We start from the raw sequence: 22,380 nt of genomic DNA on the forward strand, positions 1-22,380 counted from the left end.
GCACTGCCGTGGACGGGCGCTGCCGGTAGCGGATCCGGGTCGGCGGGCTCGTCGGCGGATCAGAGTTCGACGACGGTGCCGGTCCGGCGGGCCCGTTCGGCGGCGAAGACCACCCGGTGGCTGGCCAGGGTGGCATCGAGGCCGGTGGTGATCCGCTCGGTCTCGCCGCTGCGCAGTGCGTCGACGAAGTCGTCGAACAGGCCGGTGTCGCCGCCGGCGTGGTCGTCGGCCACGGAGCCCGCGGCAGCGGTGTCGATGCGGACGGTCCGCTCGCTGCGGAAGTCGTACACCTCAATGTGGCGTCCGTCGCCGGTGAGTTGGCCGCGGGTGCCGAAGACCTTGGTGCGCCGGTCCTCCATCGGGGTGAACGCGGTGAGGGTGAAGGAGGCGGTCACGCCGCCCTCGTACTCCAGGTTGACGACCTGGTGGTCCACCACGTCGTTGTCCGCGTGGTAGACGCACCGCCCGTACGGCCCCTCGGTCAACGCCTGGGCCACGGCGTCCTCGGTGAGTTCGCCGCCGGTGACCACCCGGGTGAAGTACTCCTTGGGGCCGCCGACCCGCAGGCCCTCGCGGTAGAGGCGCACCGCCGAGTAGGCGCAGTCGGGCTCCAGCGGGCAGTCCACGCAGCGGTCCGCGGCCCGCGGCGGTGCCTGGTCGGGGCGGAAGTGGGTGAGGCTCCCGAACGAGGACACCCGGGTGACGGAGCGGCCCACCACATGGCCGAGCCAGTCGATGTCGTGGCACGACTTGGTCATCAGCAGGAAGCTGGACTCGCTCTCCCGGCGCCAGTACCCGCGGACGAAGGAGTGCGCGAAGTGGTAGTGGCCGACCGGTTCCAGGTGCTGGACGGAGACGATGTCGCCCACCGCGCCGTCGGTGATCAGCTTCTTCAGCGCGATCGTGTAGGGGGTGTGGCGCAGCACGAAGGCGACCGCCAGGGCGGTGCCGCTCCGCCGGGCCGCGTCGGCGACCTGTTCGCATCCCGCCTCGGTGGTGGCCATCGGCTTCTCCAGCAGCAGTTGGTAACCGAGGTCGGCCAGGGCGGTGGCGGCGGGGAGGTGGTCGGCGTCGGGCAGGCAGACCACCGCGACGTCGGCCAGTCGCGGCCGGGCGGCCAACTCCCGCCAGGTCGCGTACCGGGACTCGGGGGCGACGTGGTGCCGATCGGCGAAGGCGGTCCGGACCCGCTCGCGGGGTTCGGCGACGGCGACGACCCGGGCGCGGTCCGGGTGGGCGGCGGCGAGGTGGGCGTACGCCTCGCCGCGCGCGCCGGCGCCGAGCACGGCGAGGGTGAGCGGGCGGTCCAGTGGTGCACCGCTGCGGCCGGTGACGAATCCCTGGGCGTCGGTACGTGGCATCGGGGTGCCTCCGGAGGCTGGGGCGAGGTGGCGGTTCATCGGCCGGCTCCGCCGGTGAGGCCCTTGACGAACTGCCGTTGGAAGGCGAGGTAGAGGATCAGCACCGGCAGCACCGCCAGGAACATGAAGGCGAACACCGCCCCGAAGTCCGACTGGTGCTCGCCGATGGACCGGTAGACGCCGACGGTGACCGTGGTGCCGGTACCCGGGCCGAGGATGATCAGCGGGTTGAGGAAGTCGTTCCAGATCCACACGCCGAGGAAGACCACCACGCTCGCGGTCGCCGGGCGCAGCAGCGGGAAGACCACCTGCCAGAAGGTGCGCAGCAGGCCGGCGCCGTCGAGTCGGGCCGCCTCCTCCAGCTCCACCGGGACGGTGCGGACGAAGCCCATGAAGACCAGGACGCCGAACGGCACGTAGTAGCCGATGTCGACCAGGACCAGGCCGGGGACGGTGGTCATCAGCCCGACGGCGTTCAGCACCTTGGTGATGGGGGTGAGGATCACCGCGGGCGGGACCATCAGGCCGCACAGCAGCAGGACCAGGAGCGGCGTGGCCCAGCGGCCGGCGCAGCGCGCGAGGTAGTAGCCGAGCATGGCCGACAGCACGGTGGCCGCGGTGGTGGCCAGGGCCGTGACCTCGATGCTGTTGATCAGGCCGTACCAGAAGAGCCGGTCCGGGCGGGAGGTGACGGCGGTGATGTTGGCCAGCGTGGGCGGCAGCGGCAGTGCGGCCGGGTGCGGCACGATCTCGTCACCGGGCTTGAAGACGTTGACGAGCAGCAGGTAGAGCGGGAGGAAGAACACCGCGCTGACGAAGACCGCGACGAGCGGCCGCAGCCAGGTAGCTGTGAGCGCGGGGCCGAGGCGGCGGAGCGCCGGATGGTTCACAGGGTCACCTCGCGCCGCTGGAGCAGCCGCAGCGCGGCGACGGAGGCGAGCGCCACCAGGACCAGCATCACGGTGGCCATTGCCGAGGCGTAGCCGATGTGGTCGTCGGTGAACGCGGTGTGCACGATGTCGAAGGAGACCGTGCTGGTGGTGCCTTCGCCCGGCCCGCCGTTGGTGATGACCTGCACCTGGTCGTAGACCTTGAACCCGGTGATCAGCAGCATCACGGTGTTGATGGTCAGGGCCGGGGCGATCATCGGCCAGGTGACGTGGCGGAAGCGCTGGAGGGCGTCGGCCCCGTCGAGCGCCGCCGCTTCGTGCAGTTCCTGCGGCACGCCCTGGAGGGCGGCGAGGTAGACGACCACGCAGAAGCCCAGCACCTGCCAGGTGATGATCCAGGCGAGGCTCCAGAGCGCGAGGTCGGGGTCGGAGAGCCACCCCGGCGGGTGGTCGACGCCCAGCGTGCGCAGCATCGAGTTGATCAGACCGTCGTCGGTGAGCAGCGCCTGCCAGATCACGCTGACCACGACCGCGCTGAGGATCACCGGTACGAAGAACACGCCGCGCAGCGCCCGGTAGAGCCGGCCGGCCCGGTCCAGCAGCAGTGCGACGAGCAGGCCGCCGAGGTTGGCCGCGACGGTGACGACGGCCGTGATGACGGCGGTGTTGCGCAGGGAGTGCAGGAAATCCGGATCGTGGGCCAGCCGGGTGTAGTTCGCGGTACCGACGTACCGGGTGGGCGGATTGAACGGGTTCTGGTTGGTCAGGCTCAGGTAGCACGTCATGGAGACCGGGACGAGGACGAACAGGACGTACAGCGTGAGTCCGGGCGCCGCGAGGGCTCCGAAGTGGCCGAGGCCCCGGACCGCGCGGCCCCGTCCGGGGTGGGGGCCGGGGCTTTTCGGGGCCGATCGCATGCGTGTCTCCCGTGGTGGGGTGGGAACCGCGTCCGCGCCGAGCGGCGGGGGAGGAGCGCGGACGCGGCGTCGCGGTGGGAGCTACTGCGTGGCCTGGGTCCACTGCCGGTCGAGGAAGGCGGCGAACTGCTCCGCGGTCTGCTTGCCGTTGATCAGATCCTGCATTCCCAGCGCGGCCTTGTCCACGACCCCCGGCGGCAGCGAGCCGTCGCCGCTCTCCACCGTGAAGGCGTTGACGATGCCGTTGCGCTGCACGGCCTGCTGGTAGAGGTCGACCGTGGCCCGGTACACCGGACCCATGGTGCTGGGCGGGGTGTAGCCCTTGATGGCGATGATGGAGCCGTCCGCCTTGACCGAGGCGTCCAGGTTCTCCTTGTCCTCCATGAAGGCCGCGGCCCACTTCTTGGCGAGCGCGACGTCCGGGGCCTTGGAGGAGACCGACAGGCCGCCCCCGGTGTAGGCCGGGACGACCAGCTTCCCGCTGTCGGTCGGCCAGGCGAACACGCCCACGCCGAACGCGGGCGGCTTGGCGTCCGCGGAGGCGGCGAACCAGGAGCCCATCGGATACATGGCGCCCTTGTCGTCCCGGAACGCCTGCTCGGTGTCGGCGTACGAGCGCGACAGGCCGGCGGGGTCGATGTAGCCGGCGGCGGCGAGCGCGGACACCTTGCGGACGGCTCCGACGAAGAGCGGGTCGGCGAACGTGGTCCGGCCGGCGGAACGGTCGGCCAGCCAGGACGGGTGCCCGGCGTAGACGTCGGTGCCGACGTCGGCGATCAGCGGGTACATGTCGGCCCAGGTGTCCTGGCCGCCGCCGCCCACGACGAAGGGGTTGATGCCTTTTGCCTTGAGCGCCTTGGCGTCGTCGACCAGTTGGGCGTACGTCGACGGCGGGCCGCTGATCCCGGCCCGGGCGAAGTCGGCCTTGTTGTAATAGACGAGCGGCGTCGGCTGGGTGTTGTACGGCAGCACATATTCCTTGCCGGCGATCGGATTGGCTTTCGGTACGACGTAGTCGGCGAGTTCGTCGGCGGTCCACGGGGCGAGCTTGCCGGCCTGGGCGAAGCCGTCCGGCTTCACCGCGATCATGATGTCCGGCAGCTGGCCGGAGGCGTCGAGCTGCTTGGCGTAGGCGGTGCGGTCGACCGTGGGGGCGACCAGCTTCTTGATCGTCACGCCGGGCACCTTGGCGGACGCCCGGGCGATGGCCGCGTCCCAGTAGGAGGCGTTGAGGTTGGGCGTCTCGAAGGTGAGGAACGTCAGTGTCGTCCGCCCGCCCGCGGCGCCGGGTCCTGTCGCACCGCCGCCGACCGCGCAGCCCGCGAGGACTGCGGCCGCGACCAGGGTGAGAGCGCCGTGGAGCGCGATCTTGCGCATCGGATCGGTTCCTTCCCGGGCGGGAACAATGCCGAGGGCGATAATTCAAAATGAGACTTTTCACAGCCTGCCCTCGGCGGCAGTAACGCACAGTTTCGGCGAGCGGGTCAAGGCTGCTATATCCGAGTGGACGGCCCGTTTCCATTTATGCCGGCTACCGGATATCGGATGGCCGCGGTGGGCGGTGGCACCGGGCTGCCGGCCGGATGAGAATGGCAGCTGAGCACAAGGGGGCCGTCCGTCACGGGAGGTCCGCGATGCCCCGTCCCGCCCGATCGGGGGCCGCCGACGGGCCGCCGGTGGACCTGCTGGACACCGCCACCGCGGTGGTGGACGGCGAGGGCGTGGTGGTCGCCTGGTCGGAGGCCGCCGAGCGCCTGCTCGGCCACCGCGCCGCGGAGGTTCTCGGCCGGCCGGCCGCTGCGCTGCTCGCCCGGGACGAGGACGGCGGGCCGGACCTCCCGGACAGCTCCGACACGACCGGGACGGTCCGGGTCCGCCACCGGGACGGGCGGACGCTCACCCTGGGACTGCAGGTCGACGCCCTCACCGACCTCTCCGGCGAGCGGCGCTGGCAACTGGCCGCCGTCGACCTGGCCCGGGCGCCGTGGTGGGAGGTCAGCCGCTCGGTGCTGGAGCGGTTCCTGACCCGCTCGCCGTACGGGATCGCCGTGCTGGACACCGATCTGCGCTACGTCTGGCTGAACCGGGCCCTGGAGGAGATGGCTGGCGTCGGCATGGAGCAGCGGCTCGGCCGGACGATGGGCGAGGTGCTGCCGAAGCTGTCCCCGAACCGGCTGGAGTCGGTGATGCGCCAGGTCCTGGAGACCGGCGTACCGGTGCTCGACTTCGAATACCGCGGTCACGTCCCGGCCGATCCAGACCGGGAGCACACCTTCTCGACGTCCTTCCTGCGCCTGGACGACGCCGACGGGCGGGTCATGGGCCTGTGCTACATGGGCGTCGACATCACCGAACGCCGCCGCACCCGCGAGCGGCTGACCCTGCTCACCGACTCCGGCGCCAGGATCGGCACCACCCTGGACTTCACCGTCACCGCCGACGAACTGGTCGAGGTCGCCGTCCCCCGGCTGGCCGACGTCGCGGTGCTGGACCTCTTCGACGCCGTCCTGCGCGGCGAGGAGCCCGGCTACCTGACCGACCCCGTCGCCTCCCTCGTCCGGATGGCGCACCGGTCGACCCGCACGGGCAACCCGGACCTGGTCGGAGTGGTCGGGCGCGCGCCGGGCTACTCGATCTCCTCGCCCATGGCCAGGTGCCTGACCGAGGGCGTGCCCCTGCTGGAGACCGACCTCGCCGGCGAGGAGCCGGCCTGGCTCCTCGAGGACCCGGCCCGCCGGGAGACGGTCGAGCGCTGGGGAGTGCGGTCGCTGATCGTGCTGCCGGTCCGCGCCCGCGGTGTCGTGCTCGGCCTCGCGGTCCTGCTCCGCCTGAGCACCTCGGAGCCGTTCGAACCCGAGGACGTCTCGCTGGCCGAGGAGCTGGTCTCCCGGGCCGCCGTCTGCCTGGACAACGCCCGGCGCTACACCCGGGAGCGGCACGCCGTCCTGGCCCTGCAACGCAGCCTGCTCCCGCAGGCGGTCCCCGCGCCGTCCGGCCTGGAGGTCGCCCACCGCTACCGGCCGGCCCACGCCGCCGGTGTGGGCGGGGACTGGTACGACGTGATCCCGCTCTCCGGGGCCCGGGTGGCCCTGGTCGTCGGGGATGTCACCGGGCACGGCATCGAGTCGGTCGCCGCCATGGGCCGGCTGCGCACCGCCGTGCACACCCTGGCCGACCTCGACCTGCCCCCTGACGAGCTGCTGGCCCACCTCGACGACCTGGTGCTGCGCCTGGTCGACGAGCAGCCGGCCGGCCGCACCGGCGGTGCCGGGGCCGCGGCCCTGGGCACCACCTGCCTCTACGTGGTCTACGACCCGGTGGCACGCCGGTGCAGCGTGGCCCGGGCCGGTGCGCTGCCGCCGGCCGTGGTCGCCCCGGACGGCGCGGTGACGTTCCCCGAGCTGCCGGCCGGACCGCCGCTGGGCATCGGGGCGCTGCCGTTCGAGGCGGGCGAGTTCGACCTGCCGGACGGCGCCCTGCTCGCGCTGTTCACCGACGGCCTGCTGCTCGGCTACAGCTCGGACGCGGACCGGGCGATGGAGCGGCTGCGCCACGTACTGGCCGATGCCGGGCCGGGGCCGGAGGGCGCCTGCGACGCCCTGTTCGCCGCACTGCGGCCGAGCAGCCACAGCGACGACGTCGCGCTGCTGGTGGCCCGTGCGCAGGGTCTGGCGCAGGGCCAGGTGGCCGAGTGGAACCTGCCGGCCGCCCCGTCGGTCGTGGCCGAGTCCAGGTCCCTGACCGTCGGGGCGCTGGCCGCCTGGGGCCTGGAGCACCTCGCCTTCACCACCGAACTGGTGGTCAGCGAACTGGTGACCAACGCCATCCGCTACGGCGCCGAGCCGATCACCTTGCGGCTGGTCCGGCACTCCGTGCTGATCTGCGAGGTCTCCGACGGCAGCAGTACCTCGCCGAGGCTACGGCATGCTCGCACCACCGACGAGGGCGGGCGCGGCCTGTTCCTGATCGCCCAGCTCACCCACCGCTGGGGCACGCGCTACACCGGCAACGGCAAGACCATCTGGACCGAACAGCTGCTGACCGGCGAGAACGACGAGTCCTGGCCGCCGTGACCGCGGTGGCGGGCGGTGGTTCCGGAACGCGAGTGCGGCCGGTGGGCTCGTCGTCGGCTTGGAGCCGCGAGCCCACCGGCCGCTGTCGAAGGGCGGCGAGGGGGTGCCGCCCGTCGACCCGGGCCCGGTGTGCAGGGGTTGGGGCTACCGGGCCCGGAGCATCGGGTCAGCCGATGGCGTCCGGGGCGGTCCAGCCGCCGGGCCGGATCACTGCCCCGGGTCGCTCGGCCCGTGGTTCAGGAACACGTTCGGCTCGGTGGCGGTCGCCGTCGGGGAGGGGGCGGCCAGGGTGATCTGGGCGATCGCCTCGGAGGAGAACTGCGGGCCCTGGTAGGTGGCCTGGACGGGCAGGGAGTAGCCGCCGAGGGTGGCGTCCCCGGGCGGGGTGACGGTCCAGGTGGCGGTGACGGTCTGGCCGGGCTTGACGTTGGGGAACTTGTTGCGCGAGGTCGCCACGGCGGTCCAGCCCTTGGGGGCTGCCAGGTTGAGCCGGAGGTCCTTGAGCGTGGTGGTGCCGTGGTTGGTGTAGGTGGTGGTCACGGTGGTGGCGGTGCCGGGGGAGGTGGCGGCGGGCGCGTCGATGGTGACCGGGGCGGAGACCTTCTGCGGAGTGCTGTAGGTGATGATGCGGATCTGGGCGCTCGAGCCGGCGGGCCCGGTCGCCCGGTAGCTGATGGTCTGGTCGCCGGCGGCGAGGGTCGCCGAGCCCTGCGCGGTGACGGTGTTGAGCACGTGCTGGGTGTGGTCGTACACCTTCGCGGTGCCGGTGCCGTCGGTGACCAGGGTGGCGCCCTTGGGCACGGTGACGGGATAGGTCACGGTCTTGCCGCCCACCGTGAACGAGGGGTTGGTGACGCTTCCCTTCGAGGCCAGCAGCTTGAACTGCAGGGGCTGCGCCTGGTGGGTGTTGGTGTACGTCCAGTCGGTCGGCCGGCCGTCGTTCGGCGCGCTCAGCGCGTCCTTCTGGTAGTCGACGTTGTAGAGGTTCCACTCCTTGCCCGGCACCGTGTTCTCCAGGTGCCAGTAGGAGTTGGTGTCCTTCATCGCCGTCATCTGCGCGTCGGTGAAGGCGTGGGCGTTGCGGGCGGCCTCCCACTGCTTCCAGGCCTCCAGCACACCGGCCGTGTTGCCGCTGCTGTTGAGGGCGCCCACGCTGGTCTGCAGTCCGGCGCCCGCGTTCCAGGCCGCCATCTGGGACAGCAGCCGTTCCTGGTCGAGCACCGTGTCGGAGTTGTTGTAGACGACCCAGCCCATCATGTCGGACATGTAGTTGCGCTGGTAGTACGCCTGGTGGCCGATGACCTGCGACCACGGCGTCCCGTGGAGGCCCTCTCCCCAGCTGACCCGGGCGGTGGCGTCCCAGGTGCCGGGCAGCAGGTTGCTGGCCTCGGAGATGAAGTTGTCGGTGTCCTTGATCTGCCGGTACATGCCGTTGACCAGCTTGTTGGTCCCGAAGGTGCCGTAACCCGCCAGGGTGGCGGTCTCCAGGCCGTCGAAGGACATCGACTTGATGCCGGTGGTGTTGAAGATCTGTGCCAGCCGGCCGGCGATCTCGGGGAGCATCGTCATGCCGGCGTCGAACTGGCTGTAGGCGTACCACTGCATGCGGGCCAGGTCGGCGCCCGCGGGGTAGGCGGCCGCGGTGGTGCCCCACCCGCCGCGGTTCTTGAGCGTCACCTGGTACTCGTTCGCGGAGCCGTCGACCTTCGTCACCGCGTCGTATTCCAGCAGTTCGTCGCCGATCCGGATGGCGTCCCCGTTCCCGCCCTTGAAGACGGTGTCGCCGTCGACGTAGACCGTGTCGGACGAGTCGTCCAGGGGCCGGGTCAGCTTGACCGAGCCCTGGGTCGCCAGGCCCTTGGCGGGTACCGGCTGCACGTACGGGTCGTTGTTGTCGATGGCGTTGGCCAGCGTGTGCACGCCGACCGACACCCCGTTGGCCGCAGCCGTGCGGGCCAGCCCGGCGGCGCCGGCGTCCGAGCTGCCGAACTGGGAGTTGAACTGGTAGTGCCCGGTGGACTGCCAGGGGCCCACCGCGTTCGGCAGCGAGTAGACGGTCCGGATCCCGGCCTTCCTGGCGTACTCGCTCGCCTTGGCGGCATTGCCGGTGCTGAGGTCGTCGAGGACCAGGAAGGACTGCGAGGCCCCCTGCGAGGTCTTCTCCCACTCCCCGTCGATCTTGGTGTGGATCAGGCCCTCGCCGGTCTCGATCCCGGACAGGGTGCCGAGCACGTTCCCGGGCGCGGAGCCGAACAGGGCGATCTTCGAGCCCTTGATCACCGCGTCGTCGCCGCTCAGCGGCGGCACCGCCACGTCCGGCTCGTTACCGCCCCACCCCACGTACCGGTGGCGGGTCTTGGTGTAGTCGTAGGTGTACGCCTGGAGGATGCTGCCCCACGTGGTCGGGGCGGCGCTGAACCAGCCGAACGCCCAGCCCCGGATGGAAGCGTCGGTCTTCGCCGGACCGTCGGTGTAGGTGAGGTTGTCGAACTCGTCGGGCCAGCCGCCGACGCTCTTGTCGTTGAGCCCGTGGATGCCGATCGCGAAGTCGTTGTCGCGGACCACGCCGACCGTCTCGCCGACGGTCTGGTTGATGGTGGTGGTGATCGGTCCCCAGAGCAGGGTCTGCACGTCCACGCCCTTGGGGGCGTTGACGCCGGTCACCTCGAGGGTCGCGTAGCCGGACTTGGAGGTGACCTTGACGCCGACCTTGATGCCCTTGGCGCCGAAGGTGAAGGTGTAGGTGGACGACGAGGGGTCGAAGGAGAGCGCGGTGGGCAGCTGCTGCCCACCGTCGGCCACCAGCTTGATCAGCGGCTGCTGGTGGTCGCTGCTGGCGTAGTCGTGGCCGTTGGCGGTGTCCAGCAGGCTGGTGACCGTGCCCGACGGGCTGAGGCCGATCCGCAGGGATCCGGCCGCGATGGTGAACGGCACGTGGGGGGCGGCCGCCGCCGTGGGCGCGATGCTCGCCGCGATGGCCAGGGTGAGGGCCGCCGTCGCGGCTCTGAGGGCGGTGTTCCGCTGCTTCTTCATGGGGGATTCCTCATCTGGGTGTTGACCGGCGACCCGGCCGGGGTTGGGTGGGGGACGCGCCGAACCTGAGGGGACGGGTGGGGGAGTTCCCGTCCGGTGGATGTGGTCATCGAAGGTGGGACGGGCCGGCCGGTCCCGGAGCGGCATCGGCCGGGGCCTCCGGCGATCAGGTCAGGGGGACGGCGGGCCTCCCTTCTGGCCGTCCGCGAAGTAGGCGGCCACCGTCGGGTCCACGGCGGCGACGTCGATCAGTTGTCCGCCGGCCCGGAGCGACATGGTGGCCGCGTACCCGGCGGCCACCGCCTCGCGGGCCGCGACCGGGGAGGTGACGGTGGCCCCGCCCTCCCGGACGAATCGCAGGAACTCGGCGACCAGCACCGGGTCGGCGCCGCCGTGGGTGCCGGACGGGGTGTGGACGCGGACCACCACGTCGGCCTCGGCGCGGTAGTCGGAGCGGCGGTTCCAGACCCGGACCTCGGAGCCCTCGGAGTCGCCGAAGTTCTCCAGCCGCCCCTCGGTGCCGATCACCGTGTAGTTGCGCCAGTAGTCCGGCGTGTAGTGGCACTGCTGGTAGCTGGCGAACACGCCGTTGTCGAGCTGCATCTGCATCATGCTCAGGTCCTCGACGTCCACCACCGGGTGGAGGCCGGTGTGGCTGAGCGGCGGCCAGTTGTCGGTCGACAGCCACTCGGTCATCCGCTCGCCGCTGCGGTCGCGGCGCGAGGTGATGTCGCCGTAGACCGTCAGCCCGCCCATGGCGTTCACCCGCCGGGTGTAACCGCCGGCCAGCCAGTGGATGACGTCGATGTCGTGGGCGCCCTTCTGCAGCAGCAGACCGGTGGTGTTGCGCCGGTCGGCGTGCCAGTCCTTGAAGTAGAAGTCCCCGCCGTGGCCGACGAAGTGGCGGCACCAGACGGCCTTGACCTCGCCGATCGCCCCGCTGTCGATCAGCCGGCGCATGGCCACCACGACCGGCATGTGCCGCATGTTGTGGCCGACGTACAGCGGCGTCCGGTGCCTGTGGGCGGCCGCGAGCAGTCGGTCGCAACCCTCGGTGGTGATCGCCAGCGGCTTGTCCAGGAAGACCGGGACGCCGGCCTCGAGGAAGTCCAGGCCGATCTGCTCGTGGGTGTGGTCGGGCGTCAGCACGAACACGCCGTCGAGTCCGGCGTCGAGCAGGTCGCGGTGGTCCCGGGTGGTCCCCACCCCGCTGCCGAAACGGGTCCCGGCGTTCGCCAGCAGCCGGGGGTCGAGGTCGCAGACGGCGGCGACCAGCGAGCCCGATCCGGGTCGGTGGGCCAGCTCGGGCAGGTCGCTGCGGTTGCCCAGGCCGATCACGCCGAGCCTGATGTCGTCCAAGACGATGTCCTTTCGGAGGTGTTGACTAGCCCTTGCTGCCGGTGAAGGCGATGCCCTGGATGAAGTGCCGCTGCAGGAGGACGAAGGCGACGATCATCGGCGCGGTGGCCATCAGCGAGCCGGCCATCAGCACCGAGTAGTCGGTGAAGTGCTCGCCCTGGAGGGTGGCGAGGCCGGCGGAGAGGGTCATCTTCTGCGGGTCGGTGTTGATCACCAGCGGGTACATCAGGTCGTTCCACGACCACAGGGCGGTCAGAATGGTGAGCGCCAGCAGGCCGGGCCTGGCCAGCGGGAGTGCGATGCGCCAGAAGATCTGCCACGGGTTGGCGCCGTCCAGCCGGGCGGCCTCCTCGACGTCGTGGGGCAGCGCCATGAAGAACTGGCGGAGCAGGAAGGTGCCGAAGGCACTGAACATCCCGGGGACGATCAGGCCCTGGAGGGAGTTGAGCCAGCCGAGGCTCTGGATGATCTCGTACTGCGGGATCAGGAAGACCAGGGCCGGGACCATCAGGACGGACAGGAACAGTCCGAACAGCAGCGCGCTGCCGCGGAAACGCATCCGGGCGAAGGCGTAGCCGGCCATCGCGCAGAAGACCACCTGGGCCGCGGTCCGTCCTGCCGTCATCAGCACGGTGTTGAGGAACATCCGCCCGAACGGCAGGGACTCGAACACCTTGGAGAAGTTCGACCACTCCCAGTGGTGCGGCAGCAGGGTCGGCGGCAGCTGGGTGGTTTCGGCGAACGGCTTGAGGGCGGTCACGACCTCCCACAGGAACGGGCCGACCATCAGGACCGCCCCGGCGATCAGCACCGTGTGGGTGGCCACCGACTGGGCCAGGTGCCGTGGGGCACGGGAGCGGGGCTGGGTTTCAGACATAGTGCACCCACCGCTTCTGCAGGCGGAACTGGACGAACGTCACCAGCACGATGAAGCCGACGAGGACGAAGGCGACCGCGGCGCCGAAGCCGATGTCGTGCTCGATGAACGCCTTCTGGAAGAAGAGGTAGGTGATCGACCGGACCTTGGGCAGTGCCGGGTTGGCGGCGCCGGCCGCGCTGCCCGGGGTGCTCATCATCATGTAGGCGAGGTCGAACATCTGCAGGGAGTTGATCACCGTCAGGATGGTGACGAAGAAGATGTTCGGGCTCAGCATCGGCACGGTGATGCGCAGGAAGATCCGTACCGGACCGGCGCCGTCCATCCGCGCGGCCTCGTAGAACTCGGTGGGCACCCCTTGCAGGCCGGCCAGGAAGATCACCATGTTGTAGCCCAGTGACATCCACAGGCCGATCGCGGCCAGCGAGTACAGCGCGATGTCCGGGTCGGACGCCCAGTGCGGTCCGTGGATCCCGACCGTGGACAGCAGGTAGTTCACCAGGCCGTAGTTTCCGTCGTACATCCACCGCCACAGCATCGCCACGGCCACCGGCATGGTCACCACCGGCAGGAAGTAGAGCACCCGGTAGACCGAGCGGCCGCGCAGGCCCTTCTGGTTCAGCAGCGCGGCCACCAGTACGGCCAGCGGGATGCCGGCCAGCTGGATCGCGGTGTACAGGAAGGTGTTGACCACCGCCTGCCCCACGGTCGGCTCCTGCGCCAGTGCGGCGTAGTTGGCGGTGCCGGCCCAGGTGCTCCCGCCGAACGGGCCCGAGGACGTGAAGCTGTCGTAGAAGGTCTGCGCGATGGGCCACAGGTAGAAGACCGACAGGCCGATGGTCGTGGGCGCGATCATGAGGTAGGCCCAGGCCCGCTCCCGGCGGCGTCCGGGGCGCCTCCCGCGCCGGGTCGCGGCGCGGGAGGGCCGGGCCGCGGGCCGGGCGGCCGCGGTGTGCGTCATGGGTGTGCTCACTTTTCCTTGCTCAGTGCTGCGTTCATCACGCCGGCCATCTTCTGAGCGGCGGTCGCCACGTCGGTCGTGCCCTCCCAGGCGGGACCGAAGACGACGGCTTCCTGGCTCTGCCAGGCGGAGGTGTTCTTGGACGTGGGGTACGTGACCGCGTACGGCACCTCGTCCAGGAAGGACTGCAGGTGGAACTGGGGAGTGGCGTTCACCCAGGACTGCTGGGTGGAGTTGAAGGCCGGGATGACCCCGCCCTCCTGCGCCTCGATCTCCGCGGCCTGCTTGGAGCCGAGGAAGGCGAGGAAGGCCGCCGCTTCCTTGGGGTGCTTGGTCTTCGCGTAGGCGACGTTGGCCAGGCCGTGGATGGCCACCGCGCGCTTGGTCCCCTGCGGCAGGACGGCGACGTCGACGTTGCCCTGCAGGTTGGGGTTCTTGGCGAACTCCAGCGTGTCCCAGCTGCCGCCGTAGTACATGGCGACCTTGCCTGACTCGAAGAGCTGGCTCGGGAAGGTGTCGGTCATGGTCTTCAGCGACGGCGAGGCCCCCGACTTGACCAGGTCGGTCCAGAACTTCAGGCCCGCGACGGCGGCCGGCTGATCGAAGCCCGAGGACGTTCCGTCGGCCGAGATGACCGAACCGCCGGCCTGGAAGATGGTGTCGTAGTAGTTCTCCTGGCCGAACGGCGGCGCCAGGATTCCGTACTGGTCCTTGGACGCGTCGGTGAGCTTGCGGGCCGCGTCCTGGAGGGTCTGCCAGGTCCAGGTGTCGTCCGGGTACTTCACCCCGGCGGCGTCGAACAGCTTCTTGTTGTACCAGAGCCCGACGGTGTCGAAGTCCTTGGGGACGCCGTACTGGGTGCCCTTGTAGCTGTAGAGGTTCACCAGGCTCTGCGGGTAGTCGGAGAGGCTCACGTGGTTGGCGGCGAGCTTGTCCGACAGCGGCATCAGGATGCCGTTCGACGCGTACAGCTGGGCGTTCGGGCCGTTCATCCAGAACACGTCCGGCGCGCTGCCGCTGGTGGCGTCGGCCTGGAGCTTCGTCCAGTACTCCGCGTTCGCGGTGAGCTGGACGGTCACCTTGACCGACGGGTTGGCGGCCTGGAAGGCGTCGACGATGTGCTGCATGGCCGGCTGCTGGCTCTTGTCCCAGATCCGGTACGTGAGCTGGACCGGGCCCGAGCCGTTCGTCGTGCCCCCGGTCGAGCCGCCCGCGCAGCCGGCGGCGCCGAGGGCCAGAGCGGCGGCAGCGGCGAGTGCCGCCGCCCGGCGTCTGCCGGTCCGACCGGCGGGTCCACTGGTACGACGAGTGTTCATAGGAGGGTCCCATCTGAGGTGCGAGGTCTGAGGAGTATAGATCTGATACATGCCAGATCGGTGGGACTGGCAGGGGGCCGAATTCTCCCGAAGCTCTCCGTCGATGACGGGGCTGGAGGGTGGCCGTCCTGATCGGACGGCCACGCGGGATAGGGCGAAACGGCCCAGGTGGGATGGGGACGAGTCTGGAGCGGTCGGACCCTGGCGTCAAGGGTTTGGATATGGTTCACTGAAAAGAGAGCAAGCTGATATATCAGAAACATGCAGTGCCGGTGGGTGTCGAGGCGCGTGCTTCGACCGGCGGCCTCGAGCGCGAAGTGAGGGAGAGCCGTTGACCGACTCTGGGAAGATCGCTGCACCCGCCCCTTCCCCCGTGGGTGCAAGGGGCGGTTACCGTCCCGGTTACGAGGTCGCCGCCGAGCGCATCCTCGAATGCGTGGTACGTGCCGGCCTGAAGCCCGGCGCCCGGCTGCCCACCGAGAAGGAGCTGGCGGACGAGGTGCAGATGAGCCGGACCGTGGTCCGGGAGGCTGTGAAGATCCTCTCCGCCCTGGGACGGCTGTCCGTGCAGAAGGGCCGCGGCATCTACGTGGCGCAGCCCGAGCAATCGTCCTGGCAGCAGTCGCTGGCCAACTTCCTGCCCGCGGACCTGCGGCAGGTGGACGAACTGTTCGAGTTCCGCCGCCACCTGGAGACCACCACCGCGCACCTGGCCGCCCAACGCGCCACCCCGGCGCAGGTCAGGGCGGTCCGCGAGGCCGCGCGGCAGTCCAGCGAGGCGGCCGACCGGGGCGACATGGACGCCTTCACCGCCGCCGACGAGGCCTTCCACGTCGGCATCGCGAGCGCGGCATCGAACATGTTCTTCGCCTCCACCGTCGACGCCGTGCGCCGGCTGCAGCGACAGGCGAGCGTGATCGGACTGGCCGGGGCCGCCGGCGGCTCGCTGCGCGTGGCCGCCGGGCAGCACGAGGCGATCGCCGAGGCGATCGCCGCGGGCGAGCCGGATCGCGCCCATGCCCTGATGGCCGACCACATCGACCTGACCGCCCACCAGTTCCAGCGGGAGATCTGGCGCCGCGTCGTACCCGGCGACGGCGACAACTCCTGATTACCCTGAACCTCCTGCCCTGAAGGACACCCATGCGAATCACCGACGTGACCGTGGAACTGGTCGAACTGCCGGCCCAGCCGCCCTTCCGGTGGCGTGCCGGACTACCCGGCTCCGAGCCGGCGGTGGTCGGCGGCATCCTGCGCGTCCACACCGACGAGGGCCTGCTGGGCGAGGCGCACACGAGGCGCGGGGTGATCGTCGCCGACCTGGTCGACCGCCGCATCCGTGCCGACCTGATCGGACGCGACCCCTTGATGCGCGAGCTGCTCTGGCAGCGGCTGTGGGAGCTGGACCGGATCGAGGAGCTTCCGATCTATGCCCTCGGCCTGGTCGACGTGGCGTTGTGGGACCTGGCCGGCAAGGCGGCCGGGCTGCCGGTCCACCGGCTGCTCGGCGGATACCGCGAGGCCATTCCCGCCTACGCCTCCACGGTCACCTTCGACACCGTGGAGGAGTACCTCGACGTCGCCGACCAGTGCCTGGAACTGGGCTACGTCGGCATCAAGCTGCACGCCTGGGGCGACGCGAAGGCGGACGCCGACCTGTGCCAGAAGCTGCGGGCCCACGTCGGCGACGACATCCCGCTGATGTACGACGGTTCGGCCGGCTTCGACCTCGCCGACTCGGTCTACCTCGGCCGCGCGATCGCCGAGGCCGGCTACCTCTGGTACGAGGAGCCGATGCGCGAGTTCAGCGTGACCTCCTACAAATGGCTGGCCGAGCAGGTCGACATCCCGCTGCTGGTCGCCGAGACCTCCGACGGCGCCCACATGAACGCCGGCGACTTCATCGCGGCCGGCACGGCGGGCCGGGTCCGGACCAGCGCGCAGCTCAAGGGCGGCATCACCGGGGCCATGCGCATCGCGCACCTGGCCGACAGCTACCAGCTGCGCGCCGAGGTGCACGGCTCCGGCGTGGTCAACGCCCACCTCTGCATGGCGATCCCCAACACCACCTACTACGAGTCCCTGGTCTACACCAACCCCGTGGTGCGGGAGCCCTCGGTGGGCTCCGACGGGCTGGTGAAGGCCCCGACCGCCACCGGCATCGGGTTCGGCCAGGAAGGCTGGTGACACATCTCCCGCCGGCCCTCGGCGCGGGCCGGCGGGACCCCACTCCCACCCACGCAGAAGGAGGCGGCACCGTGCCCGTCCAACGCTTCGCGGCGGTCATCCGCCTGCGCCCCGAGCTGGAGGCCGAGTACCGCGCCCTGCACGCGGCGGCCTGGCCGCAGGTGCTGGCGACCATCAAGCGCGCCAACATCGGCAACTACTCGATCTTCCTGCGGGACGGCCTGCTGTTCAGCTACCTGGAGTACACCGGCGAGGACTACGCGGCCGACACCGCGCTGCTCGCCGAGTGCCCGGTCACCCGCGACTGGTGGGCCCGGACCGACCCCTGCCAGCAGCCGCTGGACAGCGTCGACGAGGGCGAGTGGTGGGCGCCGGCCGAGGAAGTCTTCCACCTGGACTGAAGCGGCGCGCTCGACCGAACTCCACGGGACTCAGGACGTGCTGTCGTCGGGCACCACACGATTCCAGATCGCCCGCTGGAACTGCCGGGCGGTCATGTCGATGTGCTCGGCCATCAGGGCCGCGGCACGCTCCGGCTCGCCTGCGGCGACGGCCTCGGCGATCGCCTCGTGCTGGTCGGCGGCCACCATCAGCGACCCGCCGGCCACCCCGGCCAGCCCGATCGCGGTGACCTGGCGCTGCAGGCGCCGGATCGCGTCGACCGTGGAGGCGAAGAACATGTTCGAGGCCGCGGTCGCGACGCCGACGTGGAAGGCGTCGTCGGCGCGGGTGAACGCGTCGAGGTCGCCTCGCTCGGCTGCCTCGGTGGTCTGCCGCGCGGCCTCCCGGACCGCCCTGACCTGCGCCGGGGTGGCCCGCTGCGCGGCCAGGTTCGCCGTGGTGGTCTCCAGATGGCGGCGGTACTCGAACATCTCGTCCACCTGCCGCAGGTCGGCGGGCAGGAAGTTGGCGAGCGAGGTCTGCCAGGTGGCCTCCTCGGGCTCGGTCACGTAGATGCCCCGGCCCTTCTGGACCGACAGCCGTCCCAGCGCGGAGAGGATCTTCACCGCCTCCCGGACCACGGTCCGGCTCATCCCGACCTCGTCCGCCAGGTCCTTCTCGGTCGGCAGCCGGGTGCCGGGCTGCAGCCCCTCGCGCACGACGTACTCGAGGATCCGCTCGGCGGCGACCTCGTAGCCGGGCCGGTAGCCGCCTCCGTTGGCCGGTGGCGGTGGTGCGGACGGCCTGTCGGAGTCAGACAACGGCTCTTCCCCTCCTCGTGCTGCGGACAGAACGGTTCCAGTCCATACCAGGAACCCTAGTGCTCTGATCGCACAGGTTCACCGGTTGGTGCCTGCCGGTCGAGGACAGTCTCGCAACTCCGCTCCAGGCGTCAGTCGCCGAGGCTCAGGCGGAGGGCGAAGCCGGCGATCACGAGACCGGTGACGCGGTCGAGGATCTTGCGGGCGTGCGGCTTGCGCAGCCAGTTGCCAAGGGCTGTGGCGGAGCCGATGAGGACAGGGCCTCCGGTGCAGCTCGTGGTCGTCGAGGACCGCGAGTGCGCCAGGAGGCCCGGTTGTTGCAGGATCACAAGCCGTAGGCCCGGGCGGCGGTGCCGCCGAGGACCTCGTCGCGCTCGTGCGCCGACAGGTCCGCCAGGAGCTCGTGGGTGGTGGCCACGACCTCTTCGTAGTCGGCCGCCAGGGTGCAGACCGGCCAGTCCGAGCCGAACATCAGGCGCTCCGGGCCGAACGCCTCCAGGGCCACGGCCACGAACGGTCGCAGGTCGGCGACGTCCCAGGAGTGCCAGTCGCCCTCGGTGACCAGCCCGGAGAGCTTGGCCACGGTGTTGGGCAGCCGGGCCAGGGCGTGCAGATCGGCGGCCCAGGTGTCCGGGTCGCGGGGGCGGATCGGAGGCTTGCCCAGGTGGTCCAGGACGAAGGTGAGCCCGGGCCGGCCGCGGGCCGCCACGACCGCCGCCGACAGCTGCTCCGGGCGCAGCACGAGGTCGTAGGCCAGGCCGGCGGAGGCGACGGCGGCCAGTCCCCGGTCCACGTCGGGCCGCAGCAGCCAGTCCGGGTCGGCCTCGCCCTGCACCTGGTGGCGGATGCCGACCAGGCGGTCGCCGCCGGGCAGCTTGCGCAGTGCGGCCAGGGCGTCGGCGACCGCGGGGGAGGTCAGGTCGGTCCAGCCGACGACGCCGGCCACCAGCGGGTCGACGGCGGCCAGGGCCAGGAATTCGGGAGTCTCCTCGGGCACGCAGATCGTCTGCACCAGCACGGTGGCGTCCACTCCGGCAGCTGCGGCCAGCGGGCGCAGGTCGTCGAGCGTGAAGTCGCGCCGCAGCGGCTCCAGCCCGGGACCGGAGAGCCAGTCCTGGTCGCGGACCGACAGGTCCCAGAGGTGCTGGTGGGTGTCGATGACGGTCACGGCCGCCACCCGGGCCCGGTGGGCCGGTCGGTGCCGTGGAGCAGCGCTGTTCGCATCAGGGGCGTCCTTCGTCGTGGTGGGGGACCGGCAGCGGCACGTCCGTGGGGAGCAGGCCCCGGGAGCGCAGCGCCGACCACAGGTCCGCGGGGACGGGGTGCTCGAACATCGCGGCGGCGTCGGCCACCTCGGCGGCGCTGCGCGCCCCGAGCAGGACGCCGGCGACCGCCGGATGCCCGAGCGGGAACTGCAGCGCCGCCGCGCGCAACGGGACGTCGTACTCCTCGCACAGGGCCTTCAGCGCGAGGGCCCGGTCCAGTACCGGCTGCGGGGCCGGGGCGTACTCGAAGGTCGCACCGGGCCTGGGGTCGGCCAGCAGGCCCGAGTTGAACACACCGCCGACCAGGACCGACACGCCGCGTCGGGCGGCCTCGGGCAGGAGCGCGGAGAGCCCGCTCTGGTCGAGCAGCGAGTAGCGGCCGGCCAGCAGGACGACGTCGACGTCGGTGTCGCGGACGAACCGCGTGAGCATCACGGTCTGGTTCATGCCGGCGCCGATCGCGCCGACCGTGCCCTCCGCGCGCATCCGCTCCAGTTCGGGGTAGGCGTGGTCGAAGGCGTCCCGCTCGTGTTCGTCGGGGTCGTGCAGGTAGACGATGTCCACCCGGTCCAGACCGAGCCGGGTGAGGCTGTCCTCGATGCTGGTCCGCACTCCGCGGGCGCTGAAGTCCCACACCCGCTCGTGGGCGGCGGGGACGGCGAAGCCGTTCGCCAGGTCGTCGCCCTGTGGCTGTGCCAGCGGGCGCAGCAGGCGGCCGACCTTGGTGGAGAGCGTGTACTGCGACCGCGGCCGGGTGCGCAGCGCGGCTCCCAGCCGCCGCTCGGACAGGCCCAGTCCGTAGTGCGGGGCGGTGTCGAAGCTGCGGATCCCGCAGGACCAGGCGGCCTCGACGGTGGCGGCCGCGTCCTCGTCGCTGATCGCGTGGAACAGGTTGCCGAGCGCGGCGGCGCCCAGGGAGAGTTCGCTGACCGTGGTGGCGCTGCGCCCGAGAGCTGTGGTGTGCATGGACTCCGAGGTTGCCTTTCACTGGTGGCCGGACGGGACGGCGGGAATCAGCCGTCCCGCCCGGCCCGGCCGGGTGCCCGGGGGATCAGCCCGTGGCGGGGCGCAGTCGCAGGCCGGCCATGCCGCCGTCGACGGCGAGCGCGACGCCGGTGGTCGAACCGGCGAGGGGTCCGGCGAGGTAGGCGATCGCGGCGGCGACCTCCTGCGCGCTGACCAGTCGGCCGTGCGGCTGGCGGGCGTTGAGGGCGGCGCGTTCGGCCTCGGCGTCGGGGGAGCGGTCCAGGAGGCGGGCCACCCACGGAGTGTCCACGGTGCCGGGGTTGACGCAGGTGACCCGGATGCCCTCGCCGATGTGGTCGGCGGCCATGGCCAGGGTCAGCGCGTAGACGGCGCCCTTGCTGGCCGAGTACAGCGCCCGGCCGGGCAGCCCGGCGGTCGCCGCGATCGAGCAGGTGTTGACCACTGCGGCGTGTGCCGACCGTCGCAGGTGCGGCAGCGCGGCGCGGGTGGTCCGGACGACGCCGAGCACGTTGATGTCGAGCACCTGCCGCCACTGCTCGTCCGGGTTGTCCTCGACGGTGCCGACCGCGCCGACCCCGGCGTTGTTGACCAGGATGTCCAGTCCGCCGAGTGCCTCCGCGGCCGCCTCGACGGCCGTCCGTACGCTGGCGTCCTCGCCCACGTCGGCGGTGAATCCGAGCAGGGGCGCGGGCAGCACGCCGGGCGCGAGGTCGAGCACGGCCACCCGCGCGCCGCGCTCGGCCAGCAGTTCGGCGGTGGCCAGTCCGATGCCCGAGGCGCCGCCGGTCACGATGGCCCGCAGACCCGCCAGTTCCGTCGGTTCCGTCACGGTCGGTCCTCCTTCCGGGCCGCTGCGAAGGTCTGCCGCTGGCTGCCGAGCCCGTCGATGCCGAGCTCGACCGTGTCACCGGGGCGCAGGTACGGCTGGCCCGGCAGGCCGAGCGCGACGCCGGCCGGCGTTCCGGTGTTGACCACGTCACCCGGTTCGAGGACCAGGTACTGACTGAGATACCACAGCAGGTACGCCACGTCGAAGATCATGTCCGCGGTGGTGCCGTGCTGCCGCCGGACGCCGTTGACCTCGGTGGTCAGCCGCAGCCGCTGCGGGTCGGTGATCTCGTCCGGCGTGACCAGCCACGGGCCCAGCGGGTTGAAGGTCTCGCAGGACTTGCCGAGGTCCCACTGGCCGGAGTACTCGAGCTGGAACTCCCGCTCGGACACGTCGTTGCTGATCGCGTACCCGGCCACGCAGCCCAGGGCCTCCTCGGGGGAGTCCAGGTAGCGGGCGCGGCGGCCGATGACCACCGCGAGCTCGACCTCCCAGTCGGTCTTCACCGACCCGCGGGGGATCTGCACCCGGTCGTACGGGCCGACGACGGTGCCCGGGTCCTTCATGAAGACCACCGGCCGGGTCGGGACGGCCGCGTTGGTCTCCCGTGCGTGGTCGCGGTAGTTCAGGCCGATGCAGACGACCTTGCCCGGGCGGGCCACGGGTGCACCGACCCGCAGGCCGGGGGCGGTCAGCTCCGGGAGCCGGCCCTGCTCCAGGGCGGCCCGCGCGCGGGCCGCACCGTCTTCGGCCAGGAACCGGCCGTCGATCTCCACCGTGACCGGTGACAGGTCCAGCAGCCGTCCGTCCTCCGTCAGCACGGCCGGTACCTCATGGCCGGCGGGGCCGACCCGCAGCAGTTTCATCGGAGAAATTCCCTTCGGGCCTGGATCGCGTGTGCGAGGGAGCCTAGGAGGCTTGATCGGGTGATGCAAGGAGTACATCAGATGTATTTGCCTCGGGCAAGGGTGGCCTCGGGGTTGTTTGCCCAGTAAAACGGCCTTCGGCTTCTTCCGGGGAGGGAAAATGAATCAGAAACATCGCGGACTTGCCTTGATGGATGTACGAGCTTCTGCCTAGAGTTGAGGAGCGGCCTCTTCCGGCCACGACTTGTCAGGATCGA

General features: G+C 71.1%; 19 protein-coding genes. 4 read left to right on the forward strand and 15 right to left on the reverse strand.

Annotated features, from left to right (window positions below; genetic code table 11):
• Positions 1-59 precede the first annotated feature (59 nt).
• From FHR36_RS12530 to FHR36_RS12545, 4 genes are all read right to left on the reverse strand, one after another.
• Entirely contained in the window at positions 60-1,361 is a 1,302-nt protein-coding gene (locus tag FHR36_RS12530) for a Gfo/Idh/MocA family protein (RefSeq protein WP_253796433.1), read from the reverse strand.
• A 35-nt stretch (positions 1,362-1,396) separates the two neighbouring features.
• Positions 1,397-2,251 carry a carbohydrate ABC transporter permease gene (locus FHR36_RS12535; protein WP_253796434.1) on the reverse strand — a complete coding sequence of 285 codons (855 nt, stop codon included), beginning with the start codon at positions 2,249-2,251 and terminating at the stop codon, positions 1,397-1,399.
• Positions 2,248-3,168 carry a carbohydrate ABC transporter permease gene (locus FHR36_RS12540; protein ID WP_253796435.1) on the reverse strand — a complete coding sequence of 307 codons (921 nt, stop codon included), beginning with the start codon at positions 3,166-3,168 and terminating at the stop codon, positions 2,248-2,250. The genes FHR36_RS12535 and FHR36_RS12540 overlap by 4 nt, the downstream gene beginning before the upstream one ends.
• Before the next feature lie 81 nt (positions 3,169-3,249).
• A complete protein-coding gene (locus FHR36_RS12545; protein ID WP_253796436.1) occupies positions 3,250-4,545 on the reverse strand; it encodes an ABC transporter substrate-binding protein in 1,296 nt (431 codons plus the stop codon).
• Between the two features lie 257 nt (positions 4,546-4,802).
• On the opposite strand from FHR36_RS12545, the gene FHR36_RS12550 reads away from it, so the two are divergent.
• The gene (locus tag FHR36_RS12550) at positions 4,803-7,241 is read left to right on the forward strand and encodes a SpoIIE family protein phosphatase (protein WP_253796437.1); all 2,439 of its coding nucleotides are present in this window, start codon (positions 4,803-4,805) and stop codon (positions 7,239-7,241) included.
• Between the two features lie 207 nt (positions 7,242-7,448).
• Here FHR36_RS12550 and FHR36_RS12555 read toward each other — a convergent pair whose 3' ends face one another.
• From FHR36_RS12555 to FHR36_RS12575, 5 genes are all read right to left on the reverse strand, one after another.
• Positions 7,449-10,274 (reverse strand): NEW3 domain-containing protein, encoded by a 2,826-nt coding sequence (locus tag FHR36_RS12555; RefSeq protein ID WP_253796438.1) that lies wholly within the window; start codon positions 10,272-10,274, stop codon positions 7,449-7,451.
• Between the two features lie 171 nt (positions 10,275-10,445).
• Positions 10,446-11,633, reverse strand: a complete 1,188-nt coding sequence (locus FHR36_RS12560; protein ID WP_253796440.1) for a Gfo/Idh/MocA family protein — start codon at positions 11,631-11,633, stop codon at positions 10,446-10,448.
• A 25-nt stretch (positions 11,634-11,658) separates the two neighbouring features.
• Complete coding sequence (locus tag FHR36_RS12565; RefSeq protein WP_253796442.1) at positions 11,659-12,510, reverse strand: carbohydrate ABC transporter permease; 852 nt, start codon at positions 12,508-12,510, stop codon at positions 11,659-11,661.
• The gene (locus tag FHR36_RS12570; protein ID WP_253796443.1) at positions 12,503-13,471 is read right to left on the reverse strand and encodes a carbohydrate ABC transporter permease; all 969 of its coding nucleotides are present in this window, start codon (positions 13,469-13,471) and stop codon (positions 12,503-12,505) included. Before FHR36_RS12570 ends, FHR36_RS12565 begins: the two co-directional genes overlap by 8 nt.
• An 8-nt stretch (positions 13,472-13,479) precedes the next feature.
• Positions 13,480-14,787: an ABC transporter substrate-binding protein gene (locus tag FHR36_RS12575; protein WP_253796444.1), complete on the reverse strand. Its 1,308-nt coding sequence runs from the start codon at positions 14,785-14,787 to the stop codon at positions 13,480-13,482.
• Positions 14,788-15,160: 373 nt separating this feature from the next.
• On the opposite strand from FHR36_RS12575, the gene FHR36_RS12580 reads away from it, so the two are divergent.
• The 3 genes from FHR36_RS12580 to FHR36_RS12590 all read left to right on the forward strand — a co-directional run bounded on the left by FHR36_RS12580 (position 15,161) and on the right by FHR36_RS12590 (position 17,375).
• On the forward strand, positions 15,161-15,898 hold the full coding sequence (locus FHR36_RS12580) for a FadR/GntR family transcriptional regulator (RefSeq protein WP_407660818.1): 738 nt from the start codon (positions 15,161-15,163) through the stop codon (positions 15,896-15,898).
• A gap of 32 nt (positions 15,899-15,930) precedes the next feature.
• Complete coding sequence (locus tag FHR36_RS12585) at positions 15,931-16,974, forward strand: enolase C-terminal domain-like protein (protein ID WP_253796446.1); 1,044 nt, start codon at positions 15,931-15,933, stop codon at positions 16,972-16,974.
• Positions 16,975-17,045: 71 nt separating this feature from the next.
• Positions 17,046-17,375 carry an L-rhamnose mutarotase gene (locus tag FHR36_RS12590; protein WP_253796447.1) on the forward strand — a complete coding sequence of 110 codons (330 nt, stop codon included), beginning with the start codon at positions 17,046-17,048 and terminating at the stop codon, positions 17,373-17,375.
• 30 nt (positions 17,376-17,405) lie between these two features.
• Here FHR36_RS12590 and FHR36_RS12595 read toward each other — a convergent pair whose 3' ends face one another.
• The 6 genes from FHR36_RS12595 to FHR36_RS12620 form a co-directional block, all read right to left on the reverse strand.
• Positions 17,406-18,176, reverse strand: coding sequence for a FadR/GntR family transcriptional regulator (locus FHR36_RS12595; RefSeq protein WP_253796448.1), 771 nt, complete (start codon positions 18,174-18,176; stop codon positions 17,406-17,408).
• 131 nt (positions 18,177-18,307) lie between these two features.
• Positions 18,308-18,505 (reverse strand): hypothetical protein, encoded by a 198-nt coding sequence (locus FHR36_RS12600; RefSeq protein ID WP_253796450.1) that lies wholly within the window; start codon positions 18,503-18,505, stop codon positions 18,308-18,310.
• Positions 18,502-19,344 carry an amidohydrolase family protein gene (locus FHR36_RS12605; RefSeq protein ID WP_253796452.1) on the reverse strand — a complete coding sequence of 281 codons (843 nt, stop codon included), beginning with the start codon at positions 19,342-19,344 and terminating at the stop codon, positions 18,502-18,504. Before FHR36_RS12605 ends, FHR36_RS12600 begins: the two co-directional genes overlap by 4 nt.
• 55 nt (positions 19,345-19,399) lie before the next feature.
• Complete coding sequence (locus FHR36_RS12610; RefSeq protein ID WP_253796454.1) at positions 19,400-20,407, reverse strand: aldo/keto reductase; 1,008 nt, start codon at positions 20,405-20,407, stop codon at positions 19,400-19,402.
• 85 nt (positions 20,408-20,492) lie between these two features.
• On the reverse strand, positions 20,493-21,257 hold the full coding sequence (locus FHR36_RS12615) for an SDR family NAD(P)-dependent oxidoreductase (RefSeq protein WP_253796456.1): 765 nt from the start codon (positions 21,255-21,257) through the stop codon (positions 20,493-20,495).
• Positions 21,254-22,123, reverse strand: coding sequence for a fumarylacetoacetate hydrolase family protein (locus FHR36_RS12620; protein WP_253796457.1), 870 nt, complete (start codon positions 22,121-22,123; stop codon positions 21,254-21,256). Before FHR36_RS12620 ends, FHR36_RS12615 begins: the two co-directional genes overlap by 4 nt.
• Positions 22,124-22,380 lie beyond the last annotated feature (257 nt).

Source organism: Kitasatospora cinereorecta (assembly GCF_024172095.1).
Taxonomy (GTDB): domain Bacteria; phylum Actinomycetota; class Actinomycetes; order Streptomycetales; family Streptomycetaceae; genus Kitasatospora; species Kitasatospora cinereorecta.

Excerpts from the sequence above, each read along its gene's own strand:
- FHR36_RS12575 (WP_253796444.1), bottom strand. The coding sequence starts at position 14,787 with ATGAACACTCGTCGTACCAGTGGACCCGCCGGTCGGACCGGCAGACGC.
- FHR36_RS12550 (WP_253796437.1), top strand. The coding sequence starts at position 4,803 with ATGCCCCGTCCCGCCCGATCGGGGGCCGCCGACGGGCCGCCGGTGGAC.
- FHR36_RS12540 (WP_253796435.1), bottom strand. The coding sequence starts at position 3,168 with ATGCGATCGGCCCCGAAAAGCCCCGGCCCCCACCCCGGACGGGGCCGC.
- FHR36_RS12585 (WP_253796446.1), top strand. The coding sequence starts at position 15,931 with ATGCGAATCACCGACGTGACCGTGGAACTGGTCGAACTGCCGGCCCAG.
- FHR36_RS12530 (WP_253796433.1), bottom strand. The coding sequence starts at position 1,361 with ATGCCACGTACCGACGCCCAGGGATTCGTCACCGGCCGCAGCGGTGCA.
- FHR36_RS12565 (WP_253796442.1), bottom strand. The coding sequence starts at position 12,510 with ATGTCTGAAACCCAGCCCCGCTCCCGTGCCCCACGGCACCTGGCCCAG.
- FHR36_RS12610 (WP_253796454.1), bottom strand. The coding sequence starts at position 20,407 with ATGCACACCACAGCTCTCGGGCGCAGCGCCACCACGGTCAGCGAACTC.
- FHR36_RS12555 (WP_253796438.1), bottom strand. The coding sequence starts at position 10,274 with ATGAAGAAGCAGCGGAACACCGCCCTCAGAGCCGCGACGGCGGCCCTC.
- FHR36_RS12570 (WP_253796443.1), bottom strand. The coding sequence starts at position 13,471 with ATGACGCACACCGCGGCCGCCCGGCCCGCGGCCCGGCCCTCCCGCGCC.
- FHR36_RS12545 (WP_253796436.1), bottom strand. The coding sequence starts at position 4,545 with ATGCGCAAGATCGCGCTCCACGGCGCTCTCACCCTGGTCGCGGCCGCA.
- FHR36_RS12620 (WP_253796457.1), bottom strand. The coding sequence starts at position 22,123 with ATGAAACTGCTGCGGGTCGGCCCCGCCGGCCATGAGGTACCGGCCGTG.